The following is a 25,229-nucleotide window of genomic DNA, read 5'->3' as shown; positions in this document are numbered from 1 at the left end:
TGTAGCCACTGTCAGGTACAGCCATCAGGCGAGCGCCTCGTCAATGGACCGCAGGATGATCTGGCAGGCTTCGTGGATTTGCTCTTCGGTAATGATCAGCGGAGGGGCGATGCGCATGGAGTTGTCGCAGAACAGGAACCAGTCAGTCAGTACGCCGTTCACGATCGCCTGGTCGATCACCGCCTTCAACACTTCAAACGATTCAAACTCAGCTGCCATCATCAGGCCTTTGTTGCGAATGCCCTTTATGCGCGGGTGAACAAGCAGCTCTCTGAACAGATTGGCTTTTTCCTCCACACCGGCCAGCAGGTTTTCTTCCTGTATGGTTTGCAGCGTAGCCAGTGAGGCAGCGCAGGAAACCGGATGCCCGCCGAAAGTGGTCAGGTGGCCCAGGATCGGATCGTTTTTGAACACCGCCATAATTTCCTGCGGCGCTATGAACGCCCCGATCGGCATGCCGCCGCCCATCCCTTTGGCGCAAAGCAGGATGTCGGGCTCGATACCGAACTGCTCGAAAGCCCAGAACGTACCGGTACGTCCGAAGCCGGTCTGTATTTCGTCGAGAATGAGCAGCGCGCCCACTTCGGTGCAGCGGTCCCGCAGGGCCTGCATGTAGCTGGCCTCCGGTACGCGTAAACCTGCTTCGCCCTGCACCGCCTCAATAATGATGGCGGCCGTGTGCTCCGTGATCTGTTGCAGGTCAGGTATAGCGCCGTGGTTAATGACACGCACATCGGGCAGGAGGGGGCGGAAAGCGTTTTTGAAACCCTCGCTGCCATTCACTGAAAGGGCCCCTTGAGTGGAGCCATGGTAGGCGTTGCGGCAGGTGACAAACCCGGTGCGTCCGGTGTAGCGCTTGGCCAGTTTCATGGCGCCCTCTACGGCCTCGGTGCCCGAGTTGAGGAGGTATACATTGTTGAGCCTTGGCGGAAGCGTGCTGCACAAAGCCTGCGCCAGCTGCGCCTGCGGGCCCTGCACAAACTCGCCGTACACCATCAGGTGCATGTAGCGGTCGAGTTGGTCGTGGATGGCGCGCAGTACTTTCGGATGGCGGTGCCCGACATTGCTCACGCCTATACCTGAAATCAGGTCGATGTAGCGGTGCCCGTCGCTGCCGTACATGTAAATTCCCTCTGCCTTCTCGACTTCAATCATAAGCGGAAAGTCACTAGTCTGTGCCTGGTGCTGCAAAAACAGCTGTCTCAATGATACCATGCCGCAATTTAGGCAATTTTAGAAGCTATTGCAGCATCGCGTTGCTATCGACCCGAGGTGATGCCTATGGTGAATTTATTAACGATAACCTGTTCTTGATTACCTGCCGTACGTACAATAGGGTTGATCGGCCGTTTGGCCGGTCTGATGTTGAACTTTAGAAAAGGAGGATAAAATGCCACAAGGGGATAAATCATCTTACACCGATAAGCAAAAGCGCCAGGCAGAGCACATCGAAGAAAGCTATGAAAAGAAGGGTGTAAGCCACAAAGAAGCGGAGAAACGCGCCTGGGCAACTGTGAACAAGCATGACGGAGGCGGCAAGAAGAGCGGCTCCGGAAGAGGCAAATAAGGTATAGCTACTATAATCGCGTTATAAAAGAAAGGCCGGAAGTGTTCACTTCCGGCCTTTCCCGTCTATGGGTAATTGTTGGTGTGCGCCTGCGGATCGTCTTCATCCAAAGTGGCGGCTACCGTTGGCGGTATACCTTGCAGTGGTCTGTTGTGGGAGAAAGGTCGCACCCGCATGGCGCGCTCCTGTTGCTTTCGACGGTTGTCCTGGCCACTTCGGCGGGCATAGGCAACCAGGGCAACACCAGCCAGTGCAACAATACCGGTCGCGGCAATCACTTTCGGGATAGTGTTGTCTGTGGCCGGCGGTACGGAAAGCACGCCCTGCTCGTCGGCAATGGCGGGCTCATGCACATAGCGGCCCTGACCCGGCACTGCCACCGACCAGAAATCCTTCACCAGTTCCTCTAACTGACGCATGAGCAATCCTCCCTCCATCGGGAGGCCGTGGCCAGTGGCGGCTATACCTGGGTTGAGCTCCATCAACTTTTCTACAGAGCGGTGAGCCGACCCCCAGTCGGAGGTATAGTACTTCGGTGGTCCGTGTACTTCGCGTTTTTGCGTCATCACGGCCAGCATCGACTCCCCATCCCGCGTTATGAAAGCATCGCCTGCCAGCAGTAGCCGGTCGCTTTCGCGGAAAAAGGAAACGTGCCCCGCCGTATGGCCCGGGGTGTGCACCCAGCGCCAGTCTGGCAGACCAGGAACCGATCCGTCGGTTGGCAGCAGCTCCAGGTATTCACTCACATCGATGGGTTTTTTAGGGTATAGGAAAGACATGTACGCCATACCTCCGCCGCCTACGCTTGGGTCCGGTGGCGGATAAGACGATTTCCCGTTCAGGTAGGGCATCTCCAGCGGGTGGGCATAAACCGGCACTTCCCACTCACGGGCCAGTTCTTTCAGGGCGCCGATGTGATCGAAATGGCCGTGTGTGAGCAGAATGGCTTTGGGGCGCTTGCCGCCAAACAGCTCGTCTACCACTTTTCTGATCTTCGGGGCGGCGCCATACACACCGGCGTCAACGAGCACCCACGACCCATCGGGGCTTGCCACAAAATAAAGGTTGACAAATACAGTCTTGAGTCCCCATACTCCGGGCGCAACGGCAAACGCTTCCTTGCTGGCGTGGGGAGCGGTACGGTAAGAAGTTTCCATAGGCATTCACTATGTTTTATTTTCCAATGTTAATGGGCGGAATATATACTACGGCTGTGGTGACAATTGGCTGCAGTTAACTGGCAGATTCACTTCCCATTGGGCTGTTTGTCATATATTATCCGGCAATGCCTTGGTTTTGCTGCCAAAATGTAAGCATTGGGAGAGTGGGAGCGGCTGAGTGGATGCCTGACAACAAAGGCATACTTTTTGTGTTATGACTATGCAGGCATCCACTAAAATAATGTGGACAATGTTTCCTGATTGACAGGAATTATTTATCTTTCTGAAAACGTTACATACACATGGTAAATTTATTTGTTCCCCCAAGCTATATGGCCGTCTATGCAAAATGCGTGGATGCGTCGATGCCGGCTTTCGAACCGGAAGAGTGGATCGAGGAAGGGAGAGTGTATCCTGTGAAGCACTTTACTGAGCCCCTCAACCAGGGTGACGGCTTTGCCGTGACGATCATGGATGAGGACGGCGTTGAGATCCATCCATCTTCTTCGCACTGGAGTTTTGCCTCCACCCGATTTGAGTTGTACACCCTTCATCTGAATTAATATCAAAACCGCTGATATTTTCGTTAACCAAAAGGCTGCCCCGGCAGCCTTTTTCTTTGCCTAAGAGTATGGAGTAGATTTTTATGATGAGCATTGCTGAGTTTAATTCGCTTTCGACACGGGAGCAGGCCGCCATCGTGTTGGAGAAAGGACGTTACTTGCACCACATTATTCGGGGATGGTGCAAAATTGATTTGTACTGGTTTCACAACTACTATGTGGAGATCTGGTTCCTATACGATCTGAAAACCATTGGCCTGGTTCGTACCCTCACCAACAAAGCCTCCCTGGACCCCTATCTGGAAACGATCAAGCTCCGAGTGAAGACCTGAAGGTATAGTCAGGCTGTGGAAGCGGATCTGGCTCGCGCCGTTCAACTGCGGTGCAAAGTATAGCGGCAGTGTGCAAGGATTTAGGGAGTGTTCGCCGGAATTTGATACTTTTGCAGGTATACAAGACCGGTATCATCTACAATCGAGATAAATGAAAAAAGCCCTTCTAAAGAAAGATATCCTTTTGGTTAGCACCTCCACTACACACGGCACAGGCTACCTGGAGCATTGCCGGAACGAAATAAAAGAATTGCTTGGCGACCGCAAGCACATCCTGTTTATACCTTACGCCCGCCCGGGTGGCATCTCACACACCGAGTACACGGCCAAGGCCCAGGAAGGCTTTACCCCGCTGGGTGTGCAGGTGCAAGGCATACACGAAGCGGAGAACCCAGTAGAAGCTGTGCGGCAGGCAGAGGCCGTGTTCATTGGCGGCGGCAATACCTTTTTGCTGCTGCGCCAGCTGTATGCCAATAAGCTGATTGAGCCGCTGCAGCAACGTGTGCAGCAGGGCATGCCCTACATAGGCACCAGCGCGGGCACCAACGTGGCAGGCAAAACCATCGGGACCACCAACGACATGCCCATCGTGTTCCCTAAATCCTTCGACGCGTTGCAACTGGTGCCTTTCAACATCAACCCGCACTACCTAGACCCCTTGCCAGATTCGACACACATGGGTGAGACCCGCGAGACACGCATTGCCGAGTTTCATGTGCATAACCGCCAGCCTGTGGTAGGCCTGCGCGAGGGCAGTATGCTACGCATAAACGGGGAGAAGATTAGCCTGCTGGGACCGCTGCCTGCCCGTATCTTTTTGCAGGGGCAAAAGCCCATGGAGTTTAAGCCCGAGGACGATATCAATTTTCTGCTCGAAGCCTATTAAAAGCTTAAAGCGAAATGATTAGAAATTAAAAAACCCCTGCTATACCTTAAGCAGGGGTTTTTTTGTTGAAAAAAACAAGGCAAAATGCCAGGTCCTTTTGCTGTTCTCACTATAATTATCTATTCAAAAAAAACTACTGTGCTTTGTTGTTGGCTTCCAGCTTTTTGAGCAGAAGCTTTGTAAACTCACGTTCGCTGCGGTACAGCTTGATGATCTGGTTCGAGGAGATGACACGCTGATAGCGGGCTACATACTCCTTCTCCAGTTCCAGTTCTTTCTCGCGGGTGCTGAACATGCCGTCGAGGCGGGCCTTGGCTTCCTGCTCGCTTAATTGGTCCACGTCTTCACGGTAGCCGCTACGGTAAGAGCGAACCAGCTCGCGGCGCTTGGTTTCGTACTCGTTGTAGAGTGGCCAGAACTTCTGCGACTGCTCTGTGGTCAGACCCATTTTATCAGTGAAAAAGGCCACTTTTGCCGCCTCCACATTTTTGTCCTGCGAACGGCCAGACTGCGCCATGGCCGTGGTGCTGCCAAATGCGAGTGCGCAAAAAAGAACTAAAATAAAGGGCAATCTTTTCATGTGTAAATTAGTAGTCAATCGTATCGAGTTGGTAATATTCGAGTTCTTCCTCAGCAGCCTTTGAGCTTACGTTCAAAAACTCAGCGGTCGTTTCTGGTTTCGAAAGCGAGGATATATCTGAGAAATCAGAACTTTCAAGCACCGCGTAAGTGCTCAGGTAATCCATGATCGCCTCGTCGGCCACAGTGGCCAGTATGACGGCTGGTTCTTCTTTTTCCAGACGCAGCTGCGAGAAGTACACGATGCCTGCCACCAGCAGCAATACAAGCGGTGCCATGGCCAACTTGAACGGCTTCCAGGCGGCGTACCAAGGGGCGGGGCTGCTATACCCGGCACCGGCAGCGCGCTCCATGATCTGCGCAGGCAGTCTGTCGAAGTACTTGTCAGGCACTTCGTAGATGTTGCGCTTAGGGATGTCGCTTAGTTTAAAATCGTTTTTCATATACTGTGTACTTATCAGTTAGATAGCGATAGAGCGCTATAGTTTAATCTTGTTTTATAAATTCTTCAATTTTTTTTACGGCATGATGGTACGAGGCCTTCAAAGCACCCACCGACGTGCCCAGAATTTCAGACATTTCCTCGTATTTGAGCTCGTCGTAGTACTTCATGTTGAACACCAGTCGTTGCTTGTCTGGCAGCTTTAGCAGTGCTTTTTGCAGCTTGAGCTGTATCTCGTCTCCGTCAATATCTGGTGATGAATCAATCTTTTCGGTGAGCTCGGCGGCCACGTCGTTGATGGGCAGAAAAAACTTTTTGCGCTTGCTCGACAGAAAGGTAAGGCACTCGTTGGTGGCGATACGGTAAAGCCAGGTATAAAGCTGCGCATCCTGCCGGAAATTCTCCAGATTCTTCCATACCTTGATGAAGACCTCCTGTGTCAGGTCGTCGGCGTCGTCGTGGTCGATCACCATCTTACGGATGTGCCAGTAGATTTTCTGCTGGTACTTCCGGATAAGCTGGTTAAAGGCCAGGTTGCGACTGTCGGGGTTGGCGAATTTCTCGAGGATCTCTTTGTCTTCCACAGGTCAGTTATAAGGCGCTCGGGCCTTCTGAATATGCAATATAATGCATAAAAACAGAAAGGGCTGCACTTTAACAGTACAGCCCTTTGGGTTTTTGAAAAAAAGCTAAGGTATAGCCTTTCTATTATTAGGTATAAGCGGCAGATTATTTACGGCTCATCACACGCTCAGCGGCAGCCACGATGTTCTCGGTGCTCAAACCGTATTTCTCCATCAGCTGGTCTGGCGTACCTGACTCGCCGAAAGAGTCGTTTACGGCCACCATCTCCAGTGGAGCAGGCAGTTGGCGGCCCAGCAGCTGCGCCACCGAATCACCCAAACCACCGTTCATCTGGTGCTCCTCGGCTGTTACCACGCACTTGGTCTTGCCAACCGACTTCAGGATAGCCTCGTCGTCCAGCGGCTTGATGGTGTGGATGTTGATTACTTCAGCGTTGATGCCTTTCTCAGCCAGCTTGTGACCCGCCTCAATCGCTTTCCATACCAGGTGACCTGTGGCAATGATGGTTACATCGGTACCCTCGTTCAGCATCACAGCCTTACCAATTTCGAACTTCTGGTCGGCAGGAGTGAAGTTAGGCACCGCAGGGCGACCGAAACGCAGGTATACCGGGCCCTCGTGCTCGGCAATTGCAATCGTAGCGGCCTTGGTTTGGTTGAAGTCGCAAGGGTTGATAACAGTCATGTGCGGCAGCATTTTCATCATACCCACATCTTCCAGAATCTGGTGCGTGGCACCGTCCTCACCCAGCGTCAGACCTGCGTGCGAAGCGCAAATCTTCACGTTCTTGCCCGAGTAGGCGATAGACTGACGAATCTGGTCGTACACGCGGCCAGTCGAGAAGTTGGCAAATGTACCTGTAAACGGAATCTTGCCACCAATCGTCATACCTGCTGCCAGGCCCATCATGTTGGCCTCGGCTATACCTACCTGGAAGAAACGCTCCGGAAACTCCTTTTTGAACGCGTCCATTTTAAGTGAGCCAATCAGGTCGGCGCACAGGGCTACTACGTTCTCGTTGGTGCGACCCAGCTCCAGCAAGCCAGCGCCAAAACCAGAACGGGTATCTTTTTTCTCTGAAAATGTATATTCTTTCATCTCTGTGTTAATCCTTAGTAATCAGAAGCTTTTTCTACGGCCAGCTGCTGCAGCGCTATCTCCAGCTGCTCGTCGTTTGGCGCCACGCCGTGCCACTTGTGCGAACCCATCATGAAGTCCACGCCAAAGCCCATCTCGGTGTTCATCAAAATGATAACCGGCTTACCGTTTCCTGTGGCTCTCTTGGCATCTTCCAAAGCAGGCAGCAAGGTCTCGAAGTTGTTACCGTCAGCCTCCAGCACATGCCAGCCAAAGGCCTCGAACTTGGCGCGCAGGTCGCCCAGCGCCAACACCTCTTCGGTGCCACCATCGATCTGCTGGTAGTTGCGGTCTACGGTGGCTATCAGGTTGTCCACTTTGTTGTGGGCAGCATACATGGCCGCCTCCCATACCTGTCCTTCGCCCAGTTCGCCGTCGCCCATCAGCACGTACACCAGGTTGTTGTCATTGTTCAGCTTCTTGGTTTGGGCAGCGCCCACCGCAACCGATAAGCCCTGACCCAGTGAGCCAGACGCCACGCGTATACCTGGCAAACCTTCTTCAGTAGCTGGGTGGCCTTGCAAACGTGAGTTGATTTTGCGGAACGTAGCCAGCTCGGATACCTCAAAGAAGCCAGCGCGAGCCAACACACTGTACCATACCGGCGAGATGTGCCCGTTGGAAAGGAAAAACAGGTCTTCGCCCTCGCCGTCCATGTTGAATGGTGATGGCTTGTAGTTCATCACGCGGAAATAAAGCGACACGAAGTAGTCGGTGCAGCCAAGCGATCCGCCTGGGTGGCCTGAGTTTACCGCATGCACCATGCGCACGATGTCACGACGTACCTGCGATGCGATTTGCTTCAGCTCGTCGATGCTTTTGTTGTGTGGGTTCACGATATGGAATTAAGAATTATGAATTAATAATTAAGATTCAAATATACGAAAAACGCAGCCACCCTTTCGGGCAGCTGCGTTCTTGTTTAGTTATTCAGGATTTGGGCAGCGTGGTCGGCTGTTTTCACTTTCGTGATGATGTCCTGGATGGTGCCCTCCTCGTCGATGACGAAGGTATAGCGCATCGTGCCCATATACTTGCGGCCATACATCGATTTCTCCTGCCACACGCCGTACTGTTCTACCAGCTGTTTCTCGGTGTCGGCCAGCAGCGTGAAGGGTAGCTCGTATTTGCTGATAAACTTCTGGTGCGATTTCTCGCCGTCGATGCTCACGCCAATCACCTCGTAGCCGGCTTGCTGCAGCTCGCTGTAGTTGTCGCGCAGGTTGCAGCTCTGGGCGGTGCAGCCCGACGTGTCGTCTTTCGGGTAGAAATACAGAATCACCTTCTTGCCGCGGTAATCACTCAGCTTTACCGTGTTGCCATTCTGGTCCTTTGCCTCAAACTCAGGCGCCTTATCTCCAATTTTCAGTTCCATACTTTTTTATTTTGACAAAGGACTACTTGACATAGGTCAAAAGACTCAATTGTATTCATAATCTCTTTTATCTTTTGTCACAAAGTCTTTTGTCCAAAATTAAATCGTCGTAACAAACTCCGCTTCGTTTCCGGCGTTGTCTTTTACCTTCAAAACCACTTTGCCCGACAAAGGTATGCTTTTATCTAATTTTTCGGAGTATATGGTGGCAGTTTTATGCTCGTATTTCATCAGCAGCCACTTGCCGTTCACTTCGCAGCGGAATGAGTTGACGCCCGACAAGTCGTCTCCAATCCTGAACCTGATCTGAGTAGGGCTTTTGCTGAGCAACTTGATGGTAGGTGCTTTCACGTCCTCGAGTACTTTGAACTTGCCCATTGCGCGAGCTGAGAAGGTAATGCTGTTGCCATTCCAAACGCCGCCCAGCATACCCCGGCCTTTGCCCTGACCCAGGTAATAGACTGCCGCTTTACTCTTATCGGTTACTGGTGTGCCCGGCGTGATGGTCACTTTGACTGGTTTGTGCAATGGCGTGTAGAAGTCGCCGATGGTATACACGTCGCCTTCTTTTTTGGCGTGCAGGTATAGCGTATCGTACAGGCTCTCTTTTTCGAAACGGATAGTCATGTCGCGGTTCGTGAAGCTGTACTCCTGACCCGAAGGTATAGCGGCCTGCAAATTGAGTGGGGTGGAAGTGCCGCAATACTCAAGCGACTCAGGCAAACCACCGCGCAGGTCATAAAGACTCACCGAGGCAGCACCTTTGGTATAGCTTGGCACCAGCATCAGGCGTTGGTTGTTCACCACCATCTCCACGTTGCGCGGGGTGGCCGAAGTGTCAGAGGCGTTCACTTTGAGAATATTACCGATGATCTCGTAGCTCAACTGTGGTTTGGTTACTTTGCCGTTCAGTTTCTGCGTGAAAACCAGTTTCTGTCCCTTTACTACAAAGGTCAGGGTAGAGGCGTTGTTGTACGTATCCTTGGCCACCAGGCGCACATGGTAGATGGAGTCGGCCTGAATGTTCAGCCGGCCACGATTTTGCGGTGCAGTATAGAGGGGCAGGTCGTTGCCATAGTCCACATAGGCTTTCTGGAAAGTGCGCCCAGTGCGTCGGTACACGTTGTAGTTCACGTGTTGCGATACCTGCTTCGAGAGTTCAAAGGGCACCCGGTCGATGTGGTGGTTGTATACCTGTTTGTTATTCACAAAAACGGTCACATCCTGGGTGCCGTTACGGTTCTGGGTGTCGTCGTAGCGGTCGATGGTCTGTAGCTCAAACCCGATCAAGCCGTGCGCAAACACTGTGTCTGGCAAAGTATGTACACCATTGGTTTTCTTAGGCGTAAATTCCTTCCGCTCAAACTCGCCGTTAATGCGCGCATGGATATTGAGCGGCTGTATGCCAAAGCCCAGCAGGTCTGGTGGCGTGGTGTCGATGATCTCCTTAAAGCCCCAGCGGAGCGGATTGTACAGGCGGTCTTCCGCATCGCGGATCTCAAAGTGCAGGTGTGGGCCACCGGAGCCGCCCGTGTTGCCCGACAAAGCGATGATCTGCCCTTTCTTCACGGGGAACAGGTTTTTCTCCGGAAACAGCTCCAGCTCAAAAGTCTCCTTCTCGTATTGCTTCTGCAGTACGTAGTCTGCCAGCGGGTCGTAGAACGCCAGCAGGTGCGAGTAGGTAGTCGTCAGGCCATTCGGGTGCGTCACGTAAATGATGTTGCCATACCCGTAGGTCGACATTTTTACCCGCGAGATGTACCCATCTGCCGCCGCGTATACCGACAGGCCTTCCCGTTGGTCGGTTTTGATGTCGAGGCCGCCGTGGAAGTGGGTGGCACGTATCTCGCCCATGGAGCCGGACAGGAAGTTGCGCACGCCCGGCTTGATGGGGAACATAAAGTAACCCTGTTCCGGCGCTGGTTGGGCGGCCGCGGCGAGGGTAGTAAAGATGTAAGCGAAAAGGAGCGCCAGGCGCTTATTTAATTTCAAAGTCAAGTAGTTTTTTATCTTCAACATAGCCTTCCAATCTGTCGCCGATCTTAACCGGGCCTACTCCCTCAGGCGTGCCTGTAAAGATGATATCACCTTTTTTCAGGGTAATGAAGCGGGAGATATACGCGATTATATCGTCAAAATTGTTGAGCATCATCTTTGAGTTGCCTTGCTGACGGGTCTCGCCGTTTACATCAAGCTTAAAATTGATGTCCTGCAAATCCTCAAACTGCTCGAGCGGTAGAAACTCCGAGATAGGGGCAGAGCCGTTGAAACCTTTGGCCAGTGTCCAGGGCAGTCCCTTGGCCTTGGCTTTGGCTTGCAGGTCGCGGGCCGTGAAGTCTATACCTAAACCAATGGCGTCGTAGTACTTGTGGGCAAATTTTTTATCTATGTTCTTGCCTTCGCGGCTCACCCGCAGAATCAGTTCTACCTCGTGGTGAATGTCCTGGCTGTACTCGGGATAGTAAAAAGGCTCATTGTTTTTAAGAATGGCCGTGTCGGGCTTAAAAAATATCACCGGCTCGTCCGGCACCTCGTTCTTCAGTTCGGCTATATGATCAGCATAATTGCGGCCGATGGCGAGTATCTTCATAAAATGTTCAGGGAGTTTTCTTTATCGATTCTCAAAAATAGGCTATATCCGGTTTTGGTGCAGCATGGTTACGCAAAAAGAATCAGTTTCAGGACAATTTTTTCTGCCAGTGCCCAGCCTCAATGGATTTGAGCCTTTTTTATACTTTAACAAGAGAAGCCACGCTTTATTGTGTGCCTGGGCGGTACAACATTTTATAATACAGCGTTCGTATACCTCAACAAAGCCGGTCAATGTGGCAGCATGCCGATTTGTGTCAGGTTGCACTTTGTTTTATCGGTTAAAGTATAGTAATTTTATCATATTAAACGATCCACTCTATCCTGGCTCCTTAAAATTGGTTCAAAATTTGAAAAGCCTTTTTTAAAGAGTCATTTAAAATTTTAAAACTATGTACAAGAAGTTAATCGCCTTTTCGATAGCGGCAGTAATGATGGTAGCCTGTACGACAGTGCCCATAACTGGCCGCAGACAGCTGAGTCTCGTGTCAGACGCGCAGATGATGCAAATGAGTTACGATGCCTACGACCAGTTTCTGAAAGAGAATAAGCTGTCGCGCGACGCGCAGGCCACGGCCATGGTGAAGCGCACCGGGCAGCGCATTCAGCGTGCTGTGGAGCAGTACATGGCTGCCAACAACATGTCAGACCAGTTGCAGGGCTTTCAGTGGGAGCACAACCTGATCGAGGATGACCAAGTGAACGCCTGGGCGATGGCCGGTGGTAAAACCGTGACCTATACAGGTATACTGCCGATCGCCCAGAACGAGACGGGCCTTGCCGTGGTAATGGGGCACGAAATTGCACACGCTATAGCCAAGCACAGCAATGAGCGCATGAGCCAGCAGCTGGCCCAGCAGTTCGGCGGCCAGACGCTTTCTGCCCTTGCAGGTTCACAGCCGGGTGTAGCGCAGCAATTGATCATGACAGCCTACGGTGCCGGCTCTACTTTGGGTCTTCTGAAGTACGGTCGTAATCAGGAGAGTGAAGCTGATCGTCTGGGGCTGATCTTTATGGCTCTGGCCGGTTACAATCCGCAGGAGGCGATTCCTTTCTGGGAGCGTATGGAAGCTAAGTCGGGAGGTCAGGCGCCACCGGAGTTCCTGAGCACGCACCCAAGCGCTGGTACACGTCGTGCTAACCTGCAGAGCTACATGCCGGAAGCGATGAAATACTACAAGAAATAATCACTAACCCGTTCACCTACATGACTGCATCACCCTTAGCCCATGGTCGGCCTTTGCTGCTGACCTGCCTGCGCTGGTCGCTGGCCCTGACGCTGATTCTACTCGTAGCCGCTGGCTGTACACGCCGCGAAGCTTTCCCGGAGGAAAGTGAAGAAGAACCACTGGACGCAGAGGCCGGACCCAAGTACGACGGGCAATTATTGGCGCAGGTGGTGCTGGACGAGGTGAATTTTGTGGTGCAGCAGCAGGAATTGGTGCAGCCTTTTATAAAGGAATTCGGTAATGGTACCGTGGTGAACAAAGTAACGATCCACAAGGTGCAGGACAACAAAAACCTGCCGGCCACTTATTACCTGGTTGGCTTAGGCATATACAACGGTTCTTTCCGCTCCATGGCCCTGGAACTGGATATAGCATCCGACAATAGCCTATACCTGAGCAGCAAGTCGGTGAAGCACATTTGTGAAGCCACAGCCGGCTGCGACTTCTGTTACTTCACTTTTGAGGACAACCGCATCACGGGTTGCCAGTGCTCGATCCGGGCTGCCGGTTACGACTGCCGCCACAAAGTGCAGGAAGGTAATAGCCTGCTGCAGGGTGTTAGATTTAAAAACTCGGGACAGAATTAGTCTAAGGTATACAAAAAGAGAGCGGGCTGCCAGTTATCTGGCAGCCCGCTCTCTTTTTTGCTATGCTATACCTGAAATTCTCTCTTCAGAAATTTAGGATACACTACTCTGCATATTCCTCAATCTAATACGAGTTAATATCTTCTTGGTGTATAGCGGGAAGTCACCTTTCATCATCCAGTCGTAGTAGCTGGGTTCTTTGCTGAGCACGTCCTCCACAGGAACGTTCTTGTGCTTTCCGAAGTTAAACACCTCCTGGCCCGCGTTGTTATACACGATGCGGCCTGCCAGGTCGGCTGACTTCTCGAACGTGAACTTGTGCAGTAGGGCCATGTCGTTTTGGATAGGCGTTTCTTCGATCCCCTCGGCCACTTCCACCACGGTGTTTTCGTAGCGCTCCAGCTGGGCTTTCAGGATATGGTAGGTAGCTACGGTGTCAGCTTCGGCGCTGTGGGCGTTCTCGAGCGTTTTGTTGCAGTAGTATTTGTAGGCGGCCGACAGCGTGCGTTTCTCCATCATGTGGAAGATTCGGCAGGCGTCCACCACGTGGCGGTTGTCAATGTCGAAGTCTATACCTGCACGCAGAAACTCCTCGGCCAGCAAAGGGATATCGAAACGCACGAGGTTATAGCCACCCAGGTCGCAGCCCTCCAGGAACTGGTGCAGGTTACGGGCCACTTGCTGAAAGGTAGGGCAGTCCTTCACGTCCTCATCGTAAATCTTGTGGATCAAACTCGATTCCAGCGGGATCGGCACGGTCGGGTTGATGCGACGGGTCTTGAGAATCTCCTCGCCGTTGGGCATCACCTTCAGGGCGCTGATCTCCACAATGCGGTCTTTGCAGATGTCGGTGCCGGTGGTTTCGAGGTCGAAAAATACGATGGGGCGCTTCAGGTTCAGTTGCATAAAGGTATAGGGGTTACAGAACCGCTTTCTTGAGCGCCTCCAGGTCAAGGTTTTGATAAGTGCCTGAGCTCATCAGTAGCAGGTTGGCGTTTTGCCAGTCCATCCCTTTCAGATGCTCGAGCAGTGCGGTTGAGTCGGTGAAAATCTGTAGGTTCGGGTTACCAAAAGCGCTACGTAAATCGTCCTCCGAAAGCATTTCCATGCGCTTGTGCTCCACCGTTTTCGGGCTGAAGAACACAATGGGCGTGTCGGCTTTATTGAGCGCGCCGGCATACTGCGGGAGGAAATTTTTGTTCAGACTGCTGAAGGTATGGAGCTCCACACAGGCTACGAGCTTGCGCTGTGGGTACTGCGTTTTCATGGCCTCGGTAGTGGCTTTCACCTTGGAGGGCGCATGGGCAAAGTCTCGGAAGATCACCGTGCTGCTATTCTCACCGAGCTTTTCCAATCGCTTAGCGGCTCCTTTAAAAGTTTTGAGCGCCTCGTAGAAATCGTGGGCCTTGATACCGATTTTCTTGCAAACTTCTTTGGCGGCACTGATGTTGCGCAAGTTGTGCTCCCCGAAGAGCGGGATCTCCACATCCCCTTCTTTTTTGGTATGCAGAATGGTTTTGCCGTTGACGATGCTGTGCGGATGCACGGTATAGCCAATGTAGGCAATGTCGGCGGGGTTGCGTGGCACGGCCACCAGCTGTACCTGCTCATCGTCCTGGTTGTAAATAAGGGTGCCCGCCTTCGGGGTCATCTCCGCGAAAATGCGGAACTGGTCGCGGTAGTTTTCCTGCGTCGGGAACACATTGATATGGTCCCAGCTGATGCCGCTGATCACGCCGATGTGGTGATGGTACAGGTGAAACTTCGGAACACGCTTGATCGGGTCGGAGAGGTACTCGTCGCCTTCGATGATGATGATCGGGGCCTCCTCTGTGAGCTTCACCATGCGGTCGAAGCCCTGCAGTTGCGCGCCTACGGCATAGTCGAACAGGCGGCCGCAGTGCTGCAGCACGTGCATGATGATGGAGGTAATGGACGTCTTGCCGTGGCTACCACCAATCACGATGCGCTGTTTGTTTTTGCTCAGCTCGTAAATGAAATCGGGGAAGGAGTAGACAGGTATACCGAGTTCCTGGGCACGTAGCAACTCGGGGTTATCAGCGCGCGCGTGCATGCCCAGAATCACAGCATCTGGTTTACTATCAAGTTTTTCGGGGAACCAGCCTTCCTGGGCGGGCAGAATGCCTGCGGCGGCCAGGCGGCTTTTGGCTGGCTCGTAAATTTCGTCGTCCGAACCTGTTACCTGTATCCCTTTATCGTGCAGGGCCAGGGCCAGGTTATGCATGATGCTGCCGCCCGTGGCGATCAGGTGTATGTGTTTAAAATCCGTTCTCTCCATAATCCGTGCTATCCGTTTAGCGAACCGACAAAATTAGAATTCCTCTTGTAAATGTAAATAGCTATACGCTAATATGTGGATATCTTCCGTATTTTGTGGATTACTTAGGCGGCTTACTTTTTAAATTTGTGGTATGGAGGAGATGAAAATGAACGTGCGGCCAACGGGTAACCGCGGCAACTGGGCCAAAAAAGCCCCTGCCGTGGCAGAGTTGGGTAAAAAACCGCCGCAGGCACTAGATTTGGAGGAGGCCGTGCTAGGCGCTCTGATGTTGGAAAAAGATGCGCTTACTACAGTAATCGACATTTTGCGTCCGACTTCTTTTTACAAAGAGGCGCACCAACGCATTTTTAAAGCGATCCTGGCCTTATTCGACAAGTCGGAGCCGATCGATATTCTGACCGTGACGCACGAACTGCGCGAGAGCGGCGAACTGGAGCTGGCAGGCGGGGCTTATTACGTAACCCAGCTGACCACCCGCGTGAACTCGGCGGCCAACATCGAGTACCACGCCCGTATCATCACAGAGAACTCGATCAAGCGCGACCTGATCTCGATCTCCTCCGAAGTGCTGTCGAGCGCCTTTGAAGACACCACCGACGTTTTCGAGCTCCTTGACAAGACCGAAGCCAAGCTTTACGAGGTGTCGGAATCGAACATTCGCAAGAACTTCGACGACATGCGCTCGCTCATGCACCAGGCCATTAAGGAACTCGAAGAAAAACGCAAGCAAACCGACGGCCTGACGGGTGTGCCAAGCGGCATGACTGCGCTGGACCGCGTGACATCGGGCTGGCAAAAATCGGATTTGATTATTCTTGCCGCTCGTCCCGCGATGGGTAAGACCGCCTTCGTACTATCCTGCCTGCGAAATGCGGCCGTAGATTTCAAGAAGGGCGTGGCGATCTTCTCCCTGGAGATGTCCTCGCTGCAGCTCGTCAATCGTTTGATCTCCTCGGAGGCCGAACTCGATTCCGAGAAAATTAAGAAGGGCAGTCTCGAGGATTACGAATGGGCACAGCTCAACCACAAGATCTCGAAACTGACTGAGGCGCCAATCTTCATTGACGATACGCCAGGTCTGTCAATCCGCGAACTGCGTACCAAATGCCGCCGACTCAAGGCGCAGTACGACATCCAGATGATCATCATCGACTACCTGCAGCTGATGAGCGGTAACGCCGAAGGCAAAGGGGGTGGCAACCGTGAACAGGAGATCGCCTCCATTTCGCGGGCCATGAAAATGCTGGCAAAAGAACTGAACGTACCTGTGATTGCGCTTTCGCAGCTGAGCCGTGCCGTGGAAACCCGCGGTGGTGATAAGCGTCCGCAGCTGTCGGACTTGCGTGAATCCGGTTCCATCGAACAGGACGCCGACATGGTGCTTTTCCTGTACCGTCCGGAATACTATGGTATCACCGAAGACGAAATGGGCAACCCGACTGCGGGTGTGGGCGAAGTGATCATTGCCAAGCACCGTAACGGTTCCCTGGAAAACGTGCAGCTCAAATTCATCGGCAAGTACACCAAGTTCACCAATCTCGACTCCGACTTTGGGGGCGACGGTGGTTTCAATGCCCTGCCCAACAGCAGCTTCGATACCGAGACGCCAGGCGCTATACGCTTGGGTAGCCGCATGAACGACGGAAGCAATGGCGGTGGGGGAGGTTTCCCGGCATCGGGGTTTGACGAGGAGCCACCGTTTTAATTTTTGATAAAAGAAGTTTTTGACAAAGGATAAAGGGAAAGCATTTCAACAAATTGCTGGTTAGCTGCAACGTAGCATGAATTCCCGATAAGACCCTAGTAAACAAAGAGCCTAAGCCAAAGGATGATGAGCCGCTGCGCCCGAGAGCCAGCGGCTTTTCTTTTTTACATCCACTTCATTTTTTCTTCGAGCGGTACCACGCGCTTGCCTCCTGTAAACGATTCGTCGCTATAGCCCAGGTATAGGATGCCGAGTACAATGTCCTCTTCGCGCAGGTGGAGCAGCTCTTTCATGGCGGGGTGATAGGCCATGCCACCCGAACCCCAGTAACTGGCTATACCTAAGGCCGTGGCACCAAGCAGTATGTTTTGGATGGCGCAGGAGGTCGCCGCGATTTCTTCCAGTACAGGAATCTTTGGTAGGTTACCCCGTTGCATATACGCCACCAGCACATGCGAGGCCTTATCGCCCATGTGGTAAAGCTTTTCGTATTTCTCCTGCAGGTACTTGTCTGGGCTTGTGTGTTGGCGATAGAGTTCGGCGTGTGCCTCACAAAAAGTAGCCACCTTGTCACCAGCGTATACCTGGAAGCGCCACGGCTCTGTGTGGCCGTGCGTGGGCGCCCAATCGGCCAGGGCTAGCAACTCGCGGATATGGGCGTCAGGTATGCGCTGCCCGTTCATCTTGCCGGGTTTGGTGGTTCTGCGCAGCTTTATGGTTTGGCTTATTTCTGAGAATGATGTATTCATGCAATCTACTAGTGAGCGTGTATTTCTTGCAAAATACGAACCTGAGGTGCATATCGCCAGTATCATGGGCATAATCCTGTATAATCATCGGGTACAGCATCCGTATAAGGTGGGATTTTGCAGCCCTAAGCTTCATGCAGGGAATGGATACAGTCACATTTTGCCTGAGATTTCCTACCTTTCATTTTCGCTTCTTACGCTTTAGAGTAGCTCTATGGATTTCAACAAACTCTTCGATAAAATACCTGAACCTATTGTGGTGCTCTCGCCAGCCTATAAAGTGGTGGCGGCCACCGATAGTTTTCTAAAAACCAGCCTACGCACAAGAGAGCAAGTGATCGGGAAGCACTTTCTGTTGGAGGTATTTCCCGATAAAGAACATGCCTACGAAGACAATCCTGTTAAAAAAGGCCTGGACCGGGTGATGGCCACCAAGCAGCCTGTGCGACTAAGCGTGACACGCTATGACATTAAGTTGTCAGCGGAGAACTACGAAATGCGCTATTGGGAAATCAACCAAACGCCTGTTCTGGATGACGCTGGAAATGTGGAATACATTCTGCAGCAACCCCTGGATGTGACAGAGCGCGAAATAACCCAGGAGGCTTTGTCGCAGAGCGAGGAGAAGTTTACGTTTATGGCGGAGGTCATGCCGCAGCTTATCTATACCCTGGATCCCAATGGCAAGCCCACGTACTTCAACAAACGGTGGGAAACCTACACGGGCGTGCCCATGGAAAAACTCCTGCAGCCCAGTTGGGAGCTGGTTGTACACCCTGAGGATCTGCCAACCGCCCTGGATAAGTGGAAGACTGCCATTGAGACGGGGCAGGAGATGCAGGTAGAGCTGCGCTTGCGCGACAAAAAAGGGGTATACCGCTGGCACCTGAGCCGCTCTATACCCATGAAAGACGCCGAGGGCAAAACGACCATGTGGGTAGGCAGTTCTACGGACATACACGACACGCGGCAACTGGTGCAGGAACTGCTCACCTCCAACGAGGAGATGGCGCTTTTGGCAGACCAGGTGCAGCATGCCTACGACATTGCCGAATCGGAGCGCAAGACCTTGCAGCGGCTCATCATGGAGGCGCCAGCCATGTTCGTGATCCTAAAAGGACCTGAGCACAGGTTTGAGCTGCTCAACGACCAATACCAGCAGATTTACCCAGACCGCAACCTGATAGGCCTGCCTCTGGGCGAAGCGCTGCCAGAGATAAAGGCCCAGGGCTTTGTCGAGCTGCTCGACGAGGTATACCGCACGGGTAAGACCTTTGTGGCGCAGGGAGTCCCCATTGTGCTCCCCAAGGCGGGCACAGGCGAGCCAGAGGAACGGTTTTTCAATTTCTCTTACCAGCCCATCTTCGAGGCCGAACAGGTGGTGGGTATACTGGCTTTTGGCTACGACATCAGCAACGAGATCAGGTATAAGCGAATGCTGGAGAACCCAGACACGGTATGATGTGCTATGAAACAAGGGATAGCCGCAAAGAGGGGATGACGGATAGATGGAGATAGTCCAGTTAGATTTACAGCAACTCAGGATCAAGCACATCCTGTACAAGTCGAAGGTGCGCTCGTTTTTGTACGGCGGCACCTTCGACACCGCTTTCTTCTCTGCCGCAGGCCCCGTAGATACATGGTTTACGACAGTAGGGAAGGCGCGGTACGGGCACGAGCCTGAGCTACAGCAACTCGAACGTTTGCATCAAAAGCTCAATAACATTGCGCTGGATCTGCACAAGCTTTACAGTAGCGGGCAGATTGAGCAGGCACACGATGGACTGAAAGAGGTTAACTATACCTCAGATTTGTTTATTGCCACTTTATCAGAACTCGATAAGCGCCTCAGCAAGGTATAGCTTATACCCAAGTCGCAAAAAAATGGCTAAACCGCTGGCAGGTATACCCACCAACAATTCAGCCATTCAACAATGTAACCTTAAAACTTATTTCAGCTTCAGATCCACCAGAATCTGCTCAACTTTTCGGCTAAGCTGCTGGTCTACGCTATCAAAATCTTCTTTCGAGGCCAGAGGTTCGTTTACACTGATGTAAAACTTGATTTTCGGCTCAGTGCCGGACGGACGAGCCGATATTTTGCTGCCATCTTCGGTCAGGTATTGCAGCACGTTTGAGCTTTCCAGGTCCAGCTTTGACTCCTCGCCGGTCACCAAATTTTTGCGGGTGCTGTGCTTGAAGTCGCTAACCTCTACCACCTTGGAGCCGGCAATGGTCTGCGGCGGATTGGCGCGCATGTCGGCCATCATCTGCTGAATTTCTTCGGCACCGCGCTGTCCTTTTTTGGTGAACGAAACGAGTTCCTCTTTGTAGAAGCCATGCTGGGTATAGATCTCCACCAGCATCTCGAACAGACTTTGTCCACGGTCTTTGGCAACGGCAGCCATTTCAGCGATCAGGGCACAGGCTGAGATGGCGTCTTTGTCGCGCACGAAGTCCCCGATCATGTAGCCATAGCTTTCTTCGCCACCACCAATGTAAAGCTCATTGCCCTCCAGCTCACGGATTTTCTCGGCGATGTATTTAAAGCCTGTAAGCGTTTCGTACATGGTCACGTTGTAGCTCTCGGCAATGTCCTTGATAAGGTCTGTAGTCACGATAGTCTTCACAATGAACTCTTTGCCAGTTAGTTTGCCCGCTTTTTGCCAGGCCAGCAGGAGGTAGTTCATCAGCAAAGCGCCCGTCTGGTTTCCGTTCAGGAGTTCGAACTCGCCTTTGAGATTTTTAACGGCTATACCTACGCGGTCCGAATCCGGGTCGGTGGCCATCACGAGGTCGGCATCAATCTCCCTGGCTTTGTTCAGGGCCAGTGTCATGGCCTCTTTTTCTTCAGGGTTCGGGTAGATTACCGTCGGGAAGTTGCCGTCTGGCGTGGCCTGCTCTTCTACCACGTGCACGTTGGTAAAGCCAAAGCGCTTGAGCACCTCGGGTACCAGCGTAATGCCTGTGCCGTGGATGGAGGAGAACACAATCTTGAGGTCGTGCTGGTTTTTGATGGCTTCCTGTGAAATAGAAAGGCTCTGTACCTTGGCGATATAGGCCTCGTCCATCTCCTGCCCAAGCAGGTGAATGTTGCCTGGCTTGGCTTCCCACCTCACTTCGTCGATAGAGGTAATCTTGTTTACTTCACCGATGATGTTTTTGTCGTGCGGGGCGGTTACCTGGGCACCGTCGTTCCAGTATACCTTGTAGCCGTTGTACTCTTTGGGGTTGTGCGAAGCCGTTACCACCACGCCGCTGTGACAACCCAAGTGGCGAATGGCGAAGGACAACTGCGGGGTGGGGCGCAGGGCCTGGAACAGGTATACCTCGATGTCGTTGGCCGAGAAAATGTCGGCGGCGATGCGGGCGAACACATCGGAGTTGTTGCGGCAGTCGTGCGCAATAGCCACTTTAACGCGCTCGCCAGGGAAGTTCTGCTTCAGGTAGTTGCAGAGGCCTTGGGTCGCCATGCCCAAGGTATAGCGGTTCATGCGGTTGCTGCCGGCACCCATGATGCCACGCAGGCCGCCTGTTCCGAATTCGAGGTCTTTGTAAAAGGCGTCGGCCAGGGCTTCGTGCTCGTTGCGGTCAAGGAGTCCATTTATTTCTGATTTGGTAGCCTTATCATAGTTACCGTCTAGCCAGGCGTTTATTTTTTGTTGTATCGTTGGTTCAATCATAGTCTTGTTATGTATGTATTGATGTTTATGTCGGTTTTTTCATAGCGCGAGTCGCAGATTCTGAACTCAATTCGGGGTCGCCTTTTGCTATGGCGCGAGCGAGGACACTCACGCTATATAGTTTACCCTTCCGTCTCTTTCCATACCTCCAACTCCACAAAAAATCACACCAGTTCTTCGTTTCCCGCTTAACGGTTCTGAGAACTGGTGTGATAGGAATATAGCAAAATTGATGTATTTAACACGGGTTACACCGTGCTATACTGGGCTTGCTGCTTAAAGGTTGCCACGTAGCGCCTGCTCGCGCTCGATGGCTTCGAAGAGGGCTTTGAAGTTACCTTTGCCAAACGATTTGGCACCTTTGCGCTGGATGATTTCGTAGAAAACCGTTGGCCTGTCTTCTACCGGTTTCGTGAAAATTTGCAGCAGGTATCCCTCGTCGTCACGGTCTACCAGGATGTTGAGTTTGCGCAGGTCTGCCATGTCTTCGTCAATGTGGCCGATGCGCTCGATCAGGTCTTCGTAATAGGTCTCTGGCACGTACAGGAACTCTACGCCACGGCGACGCAGTTCGCTTACTGTATGCAGAATGTCGTTGGTGGCCACGGCAATGTGCTGTACACCCGCACCTTTGTAGAACTCCAGGTACTCGTCAATCTGCGACTTCTTCTTGCCCTCGGCTGGTTCGTTTATCGGGAACTTGATGTAGCCGTTGCCGTTCGATACTACTTTCGACATAAGCGCAGTATACTCGGTGCTGATGTCTTTGTCGTCGAAAGTAAGCAATAGCTTGAAGCCCATCACATCTTCGTAGAACTTCACCCACTCGTTCATGTGGCCCAGTTCTACGTTGCCTACGCAGTGGTCAACATACTTCAGGCCTACCGGCTCTATGTCGAGCTGGCTCTGGCGCGGCACGTAGCCTGGCATAAACACACCGCTGTAGTTCTTACGCTCCACAAAGGTATGGATGGTATCGCCATAGGTATGGATAGAGGCTATTTTCACTTCGCCGTGCTCGTCGGTGAGCGTCTTGGGCTCCATGGCGGGTTTAGCACCACGCTCCACCGTACCACGGAACGATGCCTCGGCATCGTCTACCCACAGGGCCAGTACTTTCACGCCGTCGCCGTGCAGGTGCACATGCTGGGCAATGGCAGAGTTCGGGTCGAGGGAGGTGGTAAGCACAAGGCGGATCTTCTCTTGCTGAAGCACATAAGAAGCGCGGTCGCGCACACCTGTTTCGGGGCCTGCATACGCCACTAGTTTAAAGCCGAAAGCCGTCTGGTAAAAGTGAGCAGCCTGCTTGGCGTTTCCCACATAAAACTCAATATGGTCGGTACCATTAAGAGGCAGAATATCTGTAGCCATAGGGATAGGTATGGTTTAAATCATAGATTTTGTAAAAATACGTTTTTTAAACGTTTATCAAAACCCCGGTAAGGCCGTGGTAAATTATCATGGTTAATTCTTGCAATTACTGGAGCATGTTTTCAACTTTGTAAAAAACAGAACAACGCTATGAACGCAAATGCACTGAATAATTCGCTGGTGGCTATCATTAGCAAGAAGGAAGAACTGAACGCGCTGGACTATAACGACGAGCGCTACGACGATATGGAAGAAGAACTGCACGACCTCGAAGACGACTTTAACGAGGAGTACGGCGACTACCTGGAGGACGTGCTGGAGGACGTGCACGGCAAGCTGCGTTCGGATGCTGATATTTTGCTTCCAACTGCTTATTTGCCGAGCTCACTCAACGGTGCGCACGTAAATGCCGACGGCGAGAAAGAAGGTGTTTGGATCGAGTCGGATGAATTTCCTGGGGTGGAGATGCGCCTGGTGCTGACAGCCAACCCTGCCCGTTTCGTGGTGCTGATCGGCGACCAGGAGCGCGAGCTTTGGAAAGCTGAGTAGGCCCTTACATTAAGGATTTATGAAGCCGCACTTGCTCTTAAAAAATAAGGGTAAGTGCGGTTTTTAGTTTGGCTATTCTAAGGCTTTCTCTAATTTTAAGAACATCAATACAAAAGTCAAGACCCAGCGGAGTGATCCCCATGATGACAGTAATCATCATTTTAGAAGTATAGTATCGTTTAAAAATAGCGTTAAGTCACTTTAACAATTTTTTTAACGATCCGCTGCTTGTCCTCAAAAGTAAGCACAAACAGGTATAGCCCACTTGCCAAGCCCGACAGATCTATCAGGTCGGTGCTGCTCACTGCATCTTTTCTTAACAGTATCTGCCCGACGGGGTTCGTAACTGTGAGACTGAACAGAGGCAACTTCTGGCACTCGTCGCTTGTAATAAACCGTACACTCCCTGTCGTTGGGTTAGGGTGAATGTTAAAAGAAGTGGGCAAACAAAATGGGGCAGATGCTTCAGCATTTTCAGCCTGACCGAGTTTCACAACCCAATAGTCTGCAGCGCCTAGATTTGGCGTCGATTTGTCGGCCTTTGCCCCAGAAAGCGACATACCACCGAGCAGGTAATTGTCGTTGGCTAAAGGTATGATGGACGTCAGGAAATCGCCGTCGGCTCCTCCCAAGGCTTTGTCCCAGACTTTACGCCCTTCTTGATCGAATTTTACCATCCAGAAGTCGGCAGTACCTCTATTACTTTCCGATTTATCACCGCTTTTGCCCGAGTAAGAATGCCCGCCGATGACAAAGGTACCATCTTGAGTACCAACCAATGTGCCAACATGCTCATTTAAACTGCCGCCATACGATTTTTCCCATATCTTATAGCCGCTTCGGTCCGTTTTAACTACCCAGTAATCGTACTCTCCGTTCGATGCCTGTGTTTTGTCGTGGCCTATACCTGCATCGGTGTGGCCTGCAAGCAGAAAACCGTCTGGGGTTTCGAGCATGGTCGTGAACACATTAAAGCCGTTACCTCCAAATGCCTTGTCCCAAAGCTTCTCTCCGTTTTCGTCTATCCTAATAATCCAATAATCGGCAGATCCCTTTGGGTTTTCCGATTTGTCGAATCCGCTGCCTTGAAAGCTGCCGCCACCCAACAGGTAACCGCCCGTAGACACAGGTATGACAGAGCGTAACACATCGTCACTGCCACTACCGAACGTTTTGTCCCATACTTTGCTGCCATCCGCTGTTATTTTCAAGATCCAAAAGTCAAATGACCCTCTGGACTCACCTGTTTTGTCAGTATTTACACCGGCTCCAGAGTGGCCAGCCAGGATATAGCCACCGTCACGGGTGACCGTTACTGACTCCAGGTAATCTAACTGCGAAGTGCCAAAAGTCTTGTCCCACTCCTTCTCGCCATCCTTGTTCACCTTGATTACCCAATAGTCATAGAACCCTCGGCAGTCCTCCGTTTTGGAGCTACCAGCGTCTGAGTCAGAATAGCCACCCAGCAGAAAGCCCCCATCTGGTGTAGCAGTCATGGTCTTCAGAACGTCTTCTCGTGTTCCTCCATAAACTTTATCCCAAGCTTTGCTACCATCGGTATTCAATTTCACCACCCAGAAATCAGTGCTGCCAAGCGGATAGCTCATTTTAGTCGAACTAACGTTAGAGGCAGAGTAGCCAGCCAGCAAGAACCCTCCATCTTGGGCTTGCACCATGCCTTCGAGGTAATCTTCGCTAACACCACCAAAGGACTTGTCCCAAGCTTTGGATGGTAGTGATTGGGCTTGCAGTTGGCACAGGGAAGAGGAGAGTAACGAGGAGAAGAGGAGAAACGTGATGCGTAAAGTTTTTTTCATGGGTGTCCCTGCTTGCTTAAAG

At 52.0% G+C, this 25,229-nt stretch carries 26 protein-coding genes; 10 read left to right on the top strand and 16 right to left on the bottom strand.

Going from position 1 to position 25,229, the window contains the following annotated elements; translation table 11 throughout:
- Window positions 1-24: 24 nt before the first annotated feature.
- Window positions 25-1,215 (bottom strand): aspartate aminotransferase family protein, encoded by a 1,191-nt coding sequence (locus BD749_RS13990; protein ID WP_101445362.1) that lies wholly within the window; start codon window positions 1,213-1,215, stop codon window positions 25-27.
- A gap of 175 nt (window positions 1,216-1,390) precedes the next feature.
- Between BD749_RS13990 and BD749_RS19455 the strand changes: the two genes are divergently transcribed.
- On the top strand, window positions 1,391-1,567 hold the full coding sequence (locus BD749_RS19455; protein WP_180336411.1) for a hypothetical protein: 177 nt from the start codon (window positions 1,391-1,393) through the stop codon (window positions 1,565-1,567).
- A gap of 65 nt (window positions 1,568-1,632) precedes the next feature.
- Here BD749_RS19455 and BD749_RS13985 read toward each other — a convergent pair whose 3' ends face one another.
- A complete protein-coding gene (locus tag BD749_RS13985; RefSeq protein WP_101445359.1) occupies window positions 1,633-2,724 on the bottom strand; it encodes an MBL fold metallo-hydrolase in 1,092 nt (363 codons plus the stop codon).
- Window positions 2,725-3,092: 368 nt separating this feature from the next.
- Between BD749_RS13985 and BD749_RS13980 the strand changes: the two genes are divergently transcribed.
- From BD749_RS13980 to pepE, 3 genes are all read left to right on the top strand, one after another.
- Window positions 3,093-3,290 carry a hypothetical protein gene (locus BD749_RS13980; RefSeq protein ID WP_245869226.1) on the top strand — a complete coding sequence of 66 codons (198 nt, stop codon included), beginning with the start codon at window positions 3,093-3,095 and terminating at the stop codon, window positions 3,288-3,290.
- A gap of 83 nt (window positions 3,291-3,373) precedes the next feature.
- Complete coding sequence (locus BD749_RS13975; RefSeq protein WP_101445355.1) at window positions 3,374-3,622, top strand: hypothetical protein; 249 nt, start codon at window positions 3,374-3,376, stop codon at window positions 3,620-3,622.
- A gap of 151 nt (window positions 3,623-3,773) precedes the next feature.
- Window positions 3,774-4,508: a dipeptidase PepE gene (gene pepE / locus BD749_RS13970; RefSeq protein WP_101445353.1), complete on the top strand. Its 735-nt coding sequence runs from the start codon at window positions 3,774-3,776 to the stop codon at window positions 4,506-4,508.
- 133 nt (window positions 4,509-4,641) lie between these two features.
- Here the strand turns inward: pepE and BD749_RS13965 are convergent, their stop codons facing one another.
- The 8 genes from BD749_RS13965 to BD749_RS13930 all read right to left on the bottom strand — a co-directional run bounded on the left by BD749_RS13965 (window position 4,642) and on the right by BD749_RS13930 (window position 11,216).
- Window positions 4,642-5,088, bottom strand: coding sequence for a hypothetical protein (locus BD749_RS13965; protein WP_245869222.1), 447 nt, complete (start codon window positions 5,086-5,088; stop codon window positions 4,642-4,644).
- Window positions 5,089-5,095: 7 nt separating this feature from the next.
- Window positions 5,096-5,530, bottom strand: a complete 435-nt coding sequence (locus BD749_RS13960) for a hypothetical protein (RefSeq protein WP_101445350.1) — start codon at window positions 5,528-5,530, stop codon at window positions 5,096-5,098.
- Between the two features lie 43 nt (window positions 5,531-5,573).
- On the bottom strand, window positions 5,574-6,113 hold the full coding sequence (locus BD749_RS13955; RefSeq protein ID WP_101445347.1) for an RNA polymerase sigma factor: 540 nt from the start codon (window positions 6,111-6,113) through the stop codon (window positions 5,574-5,576).
- Between the two features lie 145 nt (window positions 6,114-6,258).
- Window positions 6,259-7,212, bottom strand: coding sequence for a transketolase family protein (locus BD749_RS13950; protein ID WP_101445345.1), 954 nt, complete (start codon window positions 7,210-7,212; stop codon window positions 6,259-6,261).
- Between the two features lie 14 nt (window positions 7,213-7,226).
- Window positions 7,227-8,087 carry a transketolase gene (locus BD749_RS13945; protein ID WP_101445342.1) on the bottom strand — a complete coding sequence of 287 codons (861 nt, stop codon included), beginning with the start codon at window positions 8,085-8,087 and terminating at the stop codon, window positions 7,227-7,229.
- A gap of 86 nt (window positions 8,088-8,173) precedes the next feature.
- A complete protein-coding gene (gene bcp, locus BD749_RS13940; RefSeq protein ID WP_101445340.1) occupies window positions 8,174-8,626 on the bottom strand; it encodes a thioredoxin-dependent thiol peroxidase in 453 nt (150 codons plus the stop codon).
- Between the two features lie 99 nt (window positions 8,627-8,725).
- On the bottom strand, window positions 8,726-10,618 hold the full coding sequence (locus tag BD749_RS13935; protein WP_101445338.1) for a M23 family metallopeptidase: 1,893 nt from the start codon (window positions 10,616-10,618) through the stop codon (window positions 8,726-8,728).
- Entirely contained in the window at window positions 10,605-11,216 is a 612-nt protein-coding gene (locus BD749_RS13930) for a fumarylacetoacetate hydrolase family protein (protein WP_101445336.1), read from the bottom strand. Before BD749_RS13930 ends, BD749_RS13935 begins: the two co-directional genes overlap by 14 nt.
- A 391-nt stretch (window positions 11,217-11,607) precedes the next feature.
- On the opposite strand from BD749_RS13930, the gene BD749_RS13925 reads away from it, so the two are divergent.
- On the top strand, window positions 11,608-12,402 hold the full coding sequence (locus tag BD749_RS13925; RefSeq protein ID WP_101445333.1) for a M48 family metallopeptidase: 795 nt from the start codon (window positions 11,608-11,610) through the stop codon (window positions 12,400-12,402).
- Window positions 12,403-12,422: 20 nt separating this feature from the next.
- Complete coding sequence (locus BD749_RS13920) at window positions 12,423-13,031, top strand: hypothetical protein (protein WP_101445331.1); 609 nt, start codon at window positions 12,423-12,425, stop codon at window positions 13,029-13,031.
- Window positions 13,032-13,124: 93 nt separating this feature from the next.
- Here BD749_RS13920 and BD749_RS13915 read toward each other — a convergent pair whose 3' ends face one another.
- The gene (locus BD749_RS13915; protein WP_101445328.1) at window positions 13,125-13,937 is read right to left on the bottom strand and encodes a 3'-5' exonuclease; all 813 of its coding nucleotides are present in this window, start codon (window positions 13,935-13,937) and stop codon (window positions 13,125-13,127) included.
- Window positions 13,938-13,950: 13 nt separating this feature from the next.
- Window positions 13,951-15,330: a UDP-N-acetylmuramate--L-alanine ligase gene (locus BD749_RS13910; RefSeq protein ID WP_101445325.1), complete on the bottom strand. Its 1,380-nt coding sequence runs from the start codon at window positions 15,328-15,330 to the stop codon at window positions 13,951-13,953.
- A gap of 133 nt (window positions 15,331-15,463) precedes the next feature.
- On the opposite strand from BD749_RS13910, the gene dnaB reads away from it, so the two are divergent.
- Window positions 15,464-17,038, top strand: a complete 1,575-nt coding sequence (gene dnaB / locus BD749_RS13905; protein ID WP_101445322.1) for a replicative DNA helicase — start codon at window positions 15,464-15,466, stop codon at window positions 17,036-17,038.
- Between the two features lie 164 nt (window positions 17,039-17,202).
- Here dnaB and BD749_RS13900 read toward each other — a convergent pair whose 3' ends face one another.
- The gene (locus BD749_RS13900; RefSeq protein WP_101445319.1) at window positions 17,203-17,787 is read right to left on the bottom strand and encodes a nitroreductase family protein; all 585 of its coding nucleotides are present in this window, start codon (window positions 17,785-17,787) and stop codon (window positions 17,203-17,205) included.
- 214 nt (window positions 17,788-18,001) lie between these two features.
- Here BD749_RS13900 and BD749_RS13895 point away from each other — a divergent pair, with 214 nt between their 5' ends.
- Both BD749_RS13895 and BD749_RS13890 read left to right on the top strand, forming a co-directional pair.
- Window positions 18,002-19,249 carry a PAS domain-containing protein gene (locus BD749_RS13895; RefSeq protein ID WP_101445316.1) on the top strand — a complete coding sequence of 416 codons (1,248 nt, stop codon included), beginning with the start codon at window positions 18,002-18,004 and terminating at the stop codon, window positions 19,247-19,249.
- Between the two features lie 46 nt (window positions 19,250-19,295).
- Window positions 19,296-19,649 carry a CZB domain-containing protein gene (locus tag BD749_RS13890; protein ID WP_101445314.1) on the top strand — a complete coding sequence of 118 codons (354 nt, stop codon included), beginning with the start codon at window positions 19,296-19,298 and terminating at the stop codon, window positions 19,647-19,649.
- 87 nt (window positions 19,650-19,736) lie between these two features.
- On the opposite strand, the gene BD749_RS13885 is transcribed toward BD749_RS13890, so the two are convergent.
- Together BD749_RS13885 and hppD are read right to left on the bottom strand one after the other, a co-directional pair.
- The gene (locus tag BD749_RS13885) at window positions 19,737-21,470 is read right to left on the bottom strand and encodes a phospho-sugar mutase (RefSeq protein ID WP_101445311.1); all 1,734 of its coding nucleotides are present in this window, start codon (window positions 21,468-21,470) and stop codon (window positions 19,737-19,739) included.
- Window positions 21,471-21,746: 276 nt separating this feature from the next.
- Window positions 21,747-22,841: a 4-hydroxyphenylpyruvate dioxygenase gene (gene hppD, locus BD749_RS13880; RefSeq protein ID WP_101445308.1), complete on the bottom strand. Its 1,095-nt coding sequence runs from the start codon at window positions 22,839-22,841 to the stop codon at window positions 21,747-21,749.
- Between the two features lie 150 nt (window positions 22,842-22,991).
- On the opposite strand from hppD, the gene BD749_RS13875 reads away from it, so the two are divergent.
- Window positions 22,992-23,390 (top strand): hypothetical protein, encoded by a 399-nt coding sequence (locus tag BD749_RS13875; protein ID WP_101445305.1) that lies wholly within the window; start codon window positions 22,992-22,994, stop codon window positions 23,388-23,390.
- A 191-nt stretch (window positions 23,391-23,581) separates the two neighbouring features.
- Here BD749_RS13875 and BD749_RS13870 read toward each other — a convergent pair whose 3' ends face one another.
- A complete protein-coding gene (locus BD749_RS13870; protein ID WP_101445302.1) occupies window positions 23,582-25,207 on the bottom strand; it encodes a T9SS type A sorting domain-containing protein in 1,626 nt (541 codons plus the stop codon).
- Window positions 25,208-25,229: the final 22 nt, after the last annotated feature.

It is taken from the genome of Pontibacter ramchanderi, from assembly GCF_002846395.1.
Taxonomy (GTDB): Bacteria; Bacteroidota; Bacteroidia; order Cytophagales; family Hymenobacteraceae; genus Pontibacter; species Pontibacter ramchanderi.
Note: the sequence above shows the minus strand (reverse complement) of the source record. Positions and strands in the feature narration are given on the sequence as shown.

Excerpts from the sequence above, each read along its gene's own strand:
- BD749_RS13990 (WP_101445362.1), bottom strand. The coding sequence starts at position 1,215 with ATGGTATCATTGAGACAGCTGTTTTTGCAGCACCAGGCACAGACTAGT.
- BD749_RS19455 (WP_180336411.1), top strand. The coding sequence starts at position 1,391 with ATGCCACAAGGGGATAAATCATCTTACACCGATAAGCAAAAGCGCCAG.
- BD749_RS13985 (WP_101445359.1), bottom strand. The coding sequence starts at position 2,724 with ATGGAAACTTCTTACCGTACCGCTCCCCACGCCAGCAAGGAAGCGTTT.
- BD749_RS13980 (WP_245869226.1), top strand. The coding sequence starts at position 3,093 with ATGCCGGCTTTCGAACCGGAAGAGTGGATCGAGGAAGGGAGAGTGTAT.
- BD749_RS13975 (WP_101445355.1), top strand. The coding sequence starts at position 3,374 with ATGATGAGCATTGCTGAGTTTAATTCGCTTTCGACACGGGAGCAGGCC.
- pepE (WP_101445353.1), top strand. The coding sequence starts at position 3,774 with ATGAAAAAAGCCCTTCTAAAGAAAGATATCCTTTTGGTTAGCACCTCC.
- BD749_RS13965 (WP_245869222.1), bottom strand. The coding sequence starts at position 5,088 with ATGAAAAGATTGCCCTTTATTTTAGTTCTTTTTTGCGCACTCGCATTT.
- BD749_RS13960 (WP_101445350.1), bottom strand. The coding sequence starts at position 5,530 with ATGAAAAACGATTTTAAACTAAGCGACATCCCTAAGCGCAACATCTAC.
- BD749_RS13950 (WP_101445345.1), bottom strand. The coding sequence starts at position 7,212 with ATGAAAGAATATACATTTTCAGAGAAAAAAGATACCCGTTCTGGTTTT.
- bcp (WP_101445340.1), bottom strand. The coding sequence starts at position 8,626 with ATGGAACTGAAAATTGGAGATAAGGCGCCTGAGTTTGAGGCAAAGGAC.
- BD749_RS13930 (WP_101445336.1), bottom strand. The coding sequence starts at position 11,216 with ATGAAGATACTCGCCATCGGCCGCAATTATGCTGATCATATAGCCGAA.
- BD749_RS13925 (WP_101445333.1), top strand. The coding sequence starts at position 11,608 with ATGTACAAGAAGTTAATCGCCTTTTCGATAGCGGCAGTAATGATGGTA.
- BD749_RS13920 (WP_101445331.1), top strand. The coding sequence starts at position 12,423 with ATGACTGCATCACCCTTAGCCCATGGTCGGCCTTTGCTGCTGACCTGC.
- BD749_RS13915 (WP_101445328.1), bottom strand. The coding sequence starts at position 13,937 with ATGCAACTGAACCTGAAGCGCCCCATCGTATTTTTCGACCTCGAAACC.
- BD749_RS13910 (WP_101445325.1), bottom strand. The coding sequence starts at position 15,330 with ATGGAGAGAACGGATTTTAAACACATACACCTGATCGCCACGGGCGGC.
- dnaB (WP_101445322.1), top strand. The coding sequence starts at position 15,464 with ATGGAGGAGATGAAAATGAACGTGCGGCCAACGGGTAACCGCGGCAAC.
- BD749_RS13900 (WP_101445319.1), bottom strand. The coding sequence starts at position 17,787 with ATGAATACATCATTCTCAGAAATAAGCCAAACCATAAAGCTGCGCAGA.
- BD749_RS13895 (WP_101445316.1), top strand. The coding sequence starts at position 18,002 with ATGGATTTCAACAAACTCTTCGATAAAATACCTGAACCTATTGTGGTG.
- BD749_RS13890 (WP_101445314.1), top strand. The coding sequence starts at position 19,296 with ATGGAGATAGTCCAGTTAGATTTACAGCAACTCAGGATCAAGCACATC.
- BD749_RS13885 (WP_101445311.1), bottom strand. The coding sequence starts at position 21,470 with ATGATTGAACCAACGATACAACAAAAAATAAACGCCTGGCTAGACGGT.
- hppD (WP_101445308.1), bottom strand. The coding sequence starts at position 22,841 with ATGGCTACAGATATTCTGCCTCTTAATGGTACCGACCATATTGAGTTT.
- BD749_RS13875 (WP_101445305.1), top strand. The coding sequence starts at position 22,992 with ATGAACGCAAATGCACTGAATAATTCGCTGGTGGCTATCATTAGCAAG.
- BD749_RS13870 (WP_101445302.1), bottom strand. The coding sequence starts at position 25,207 with ATGAAAAAAACTTTACGCATCACGTTTCTCCTCTTCTCCTCGTTACTC.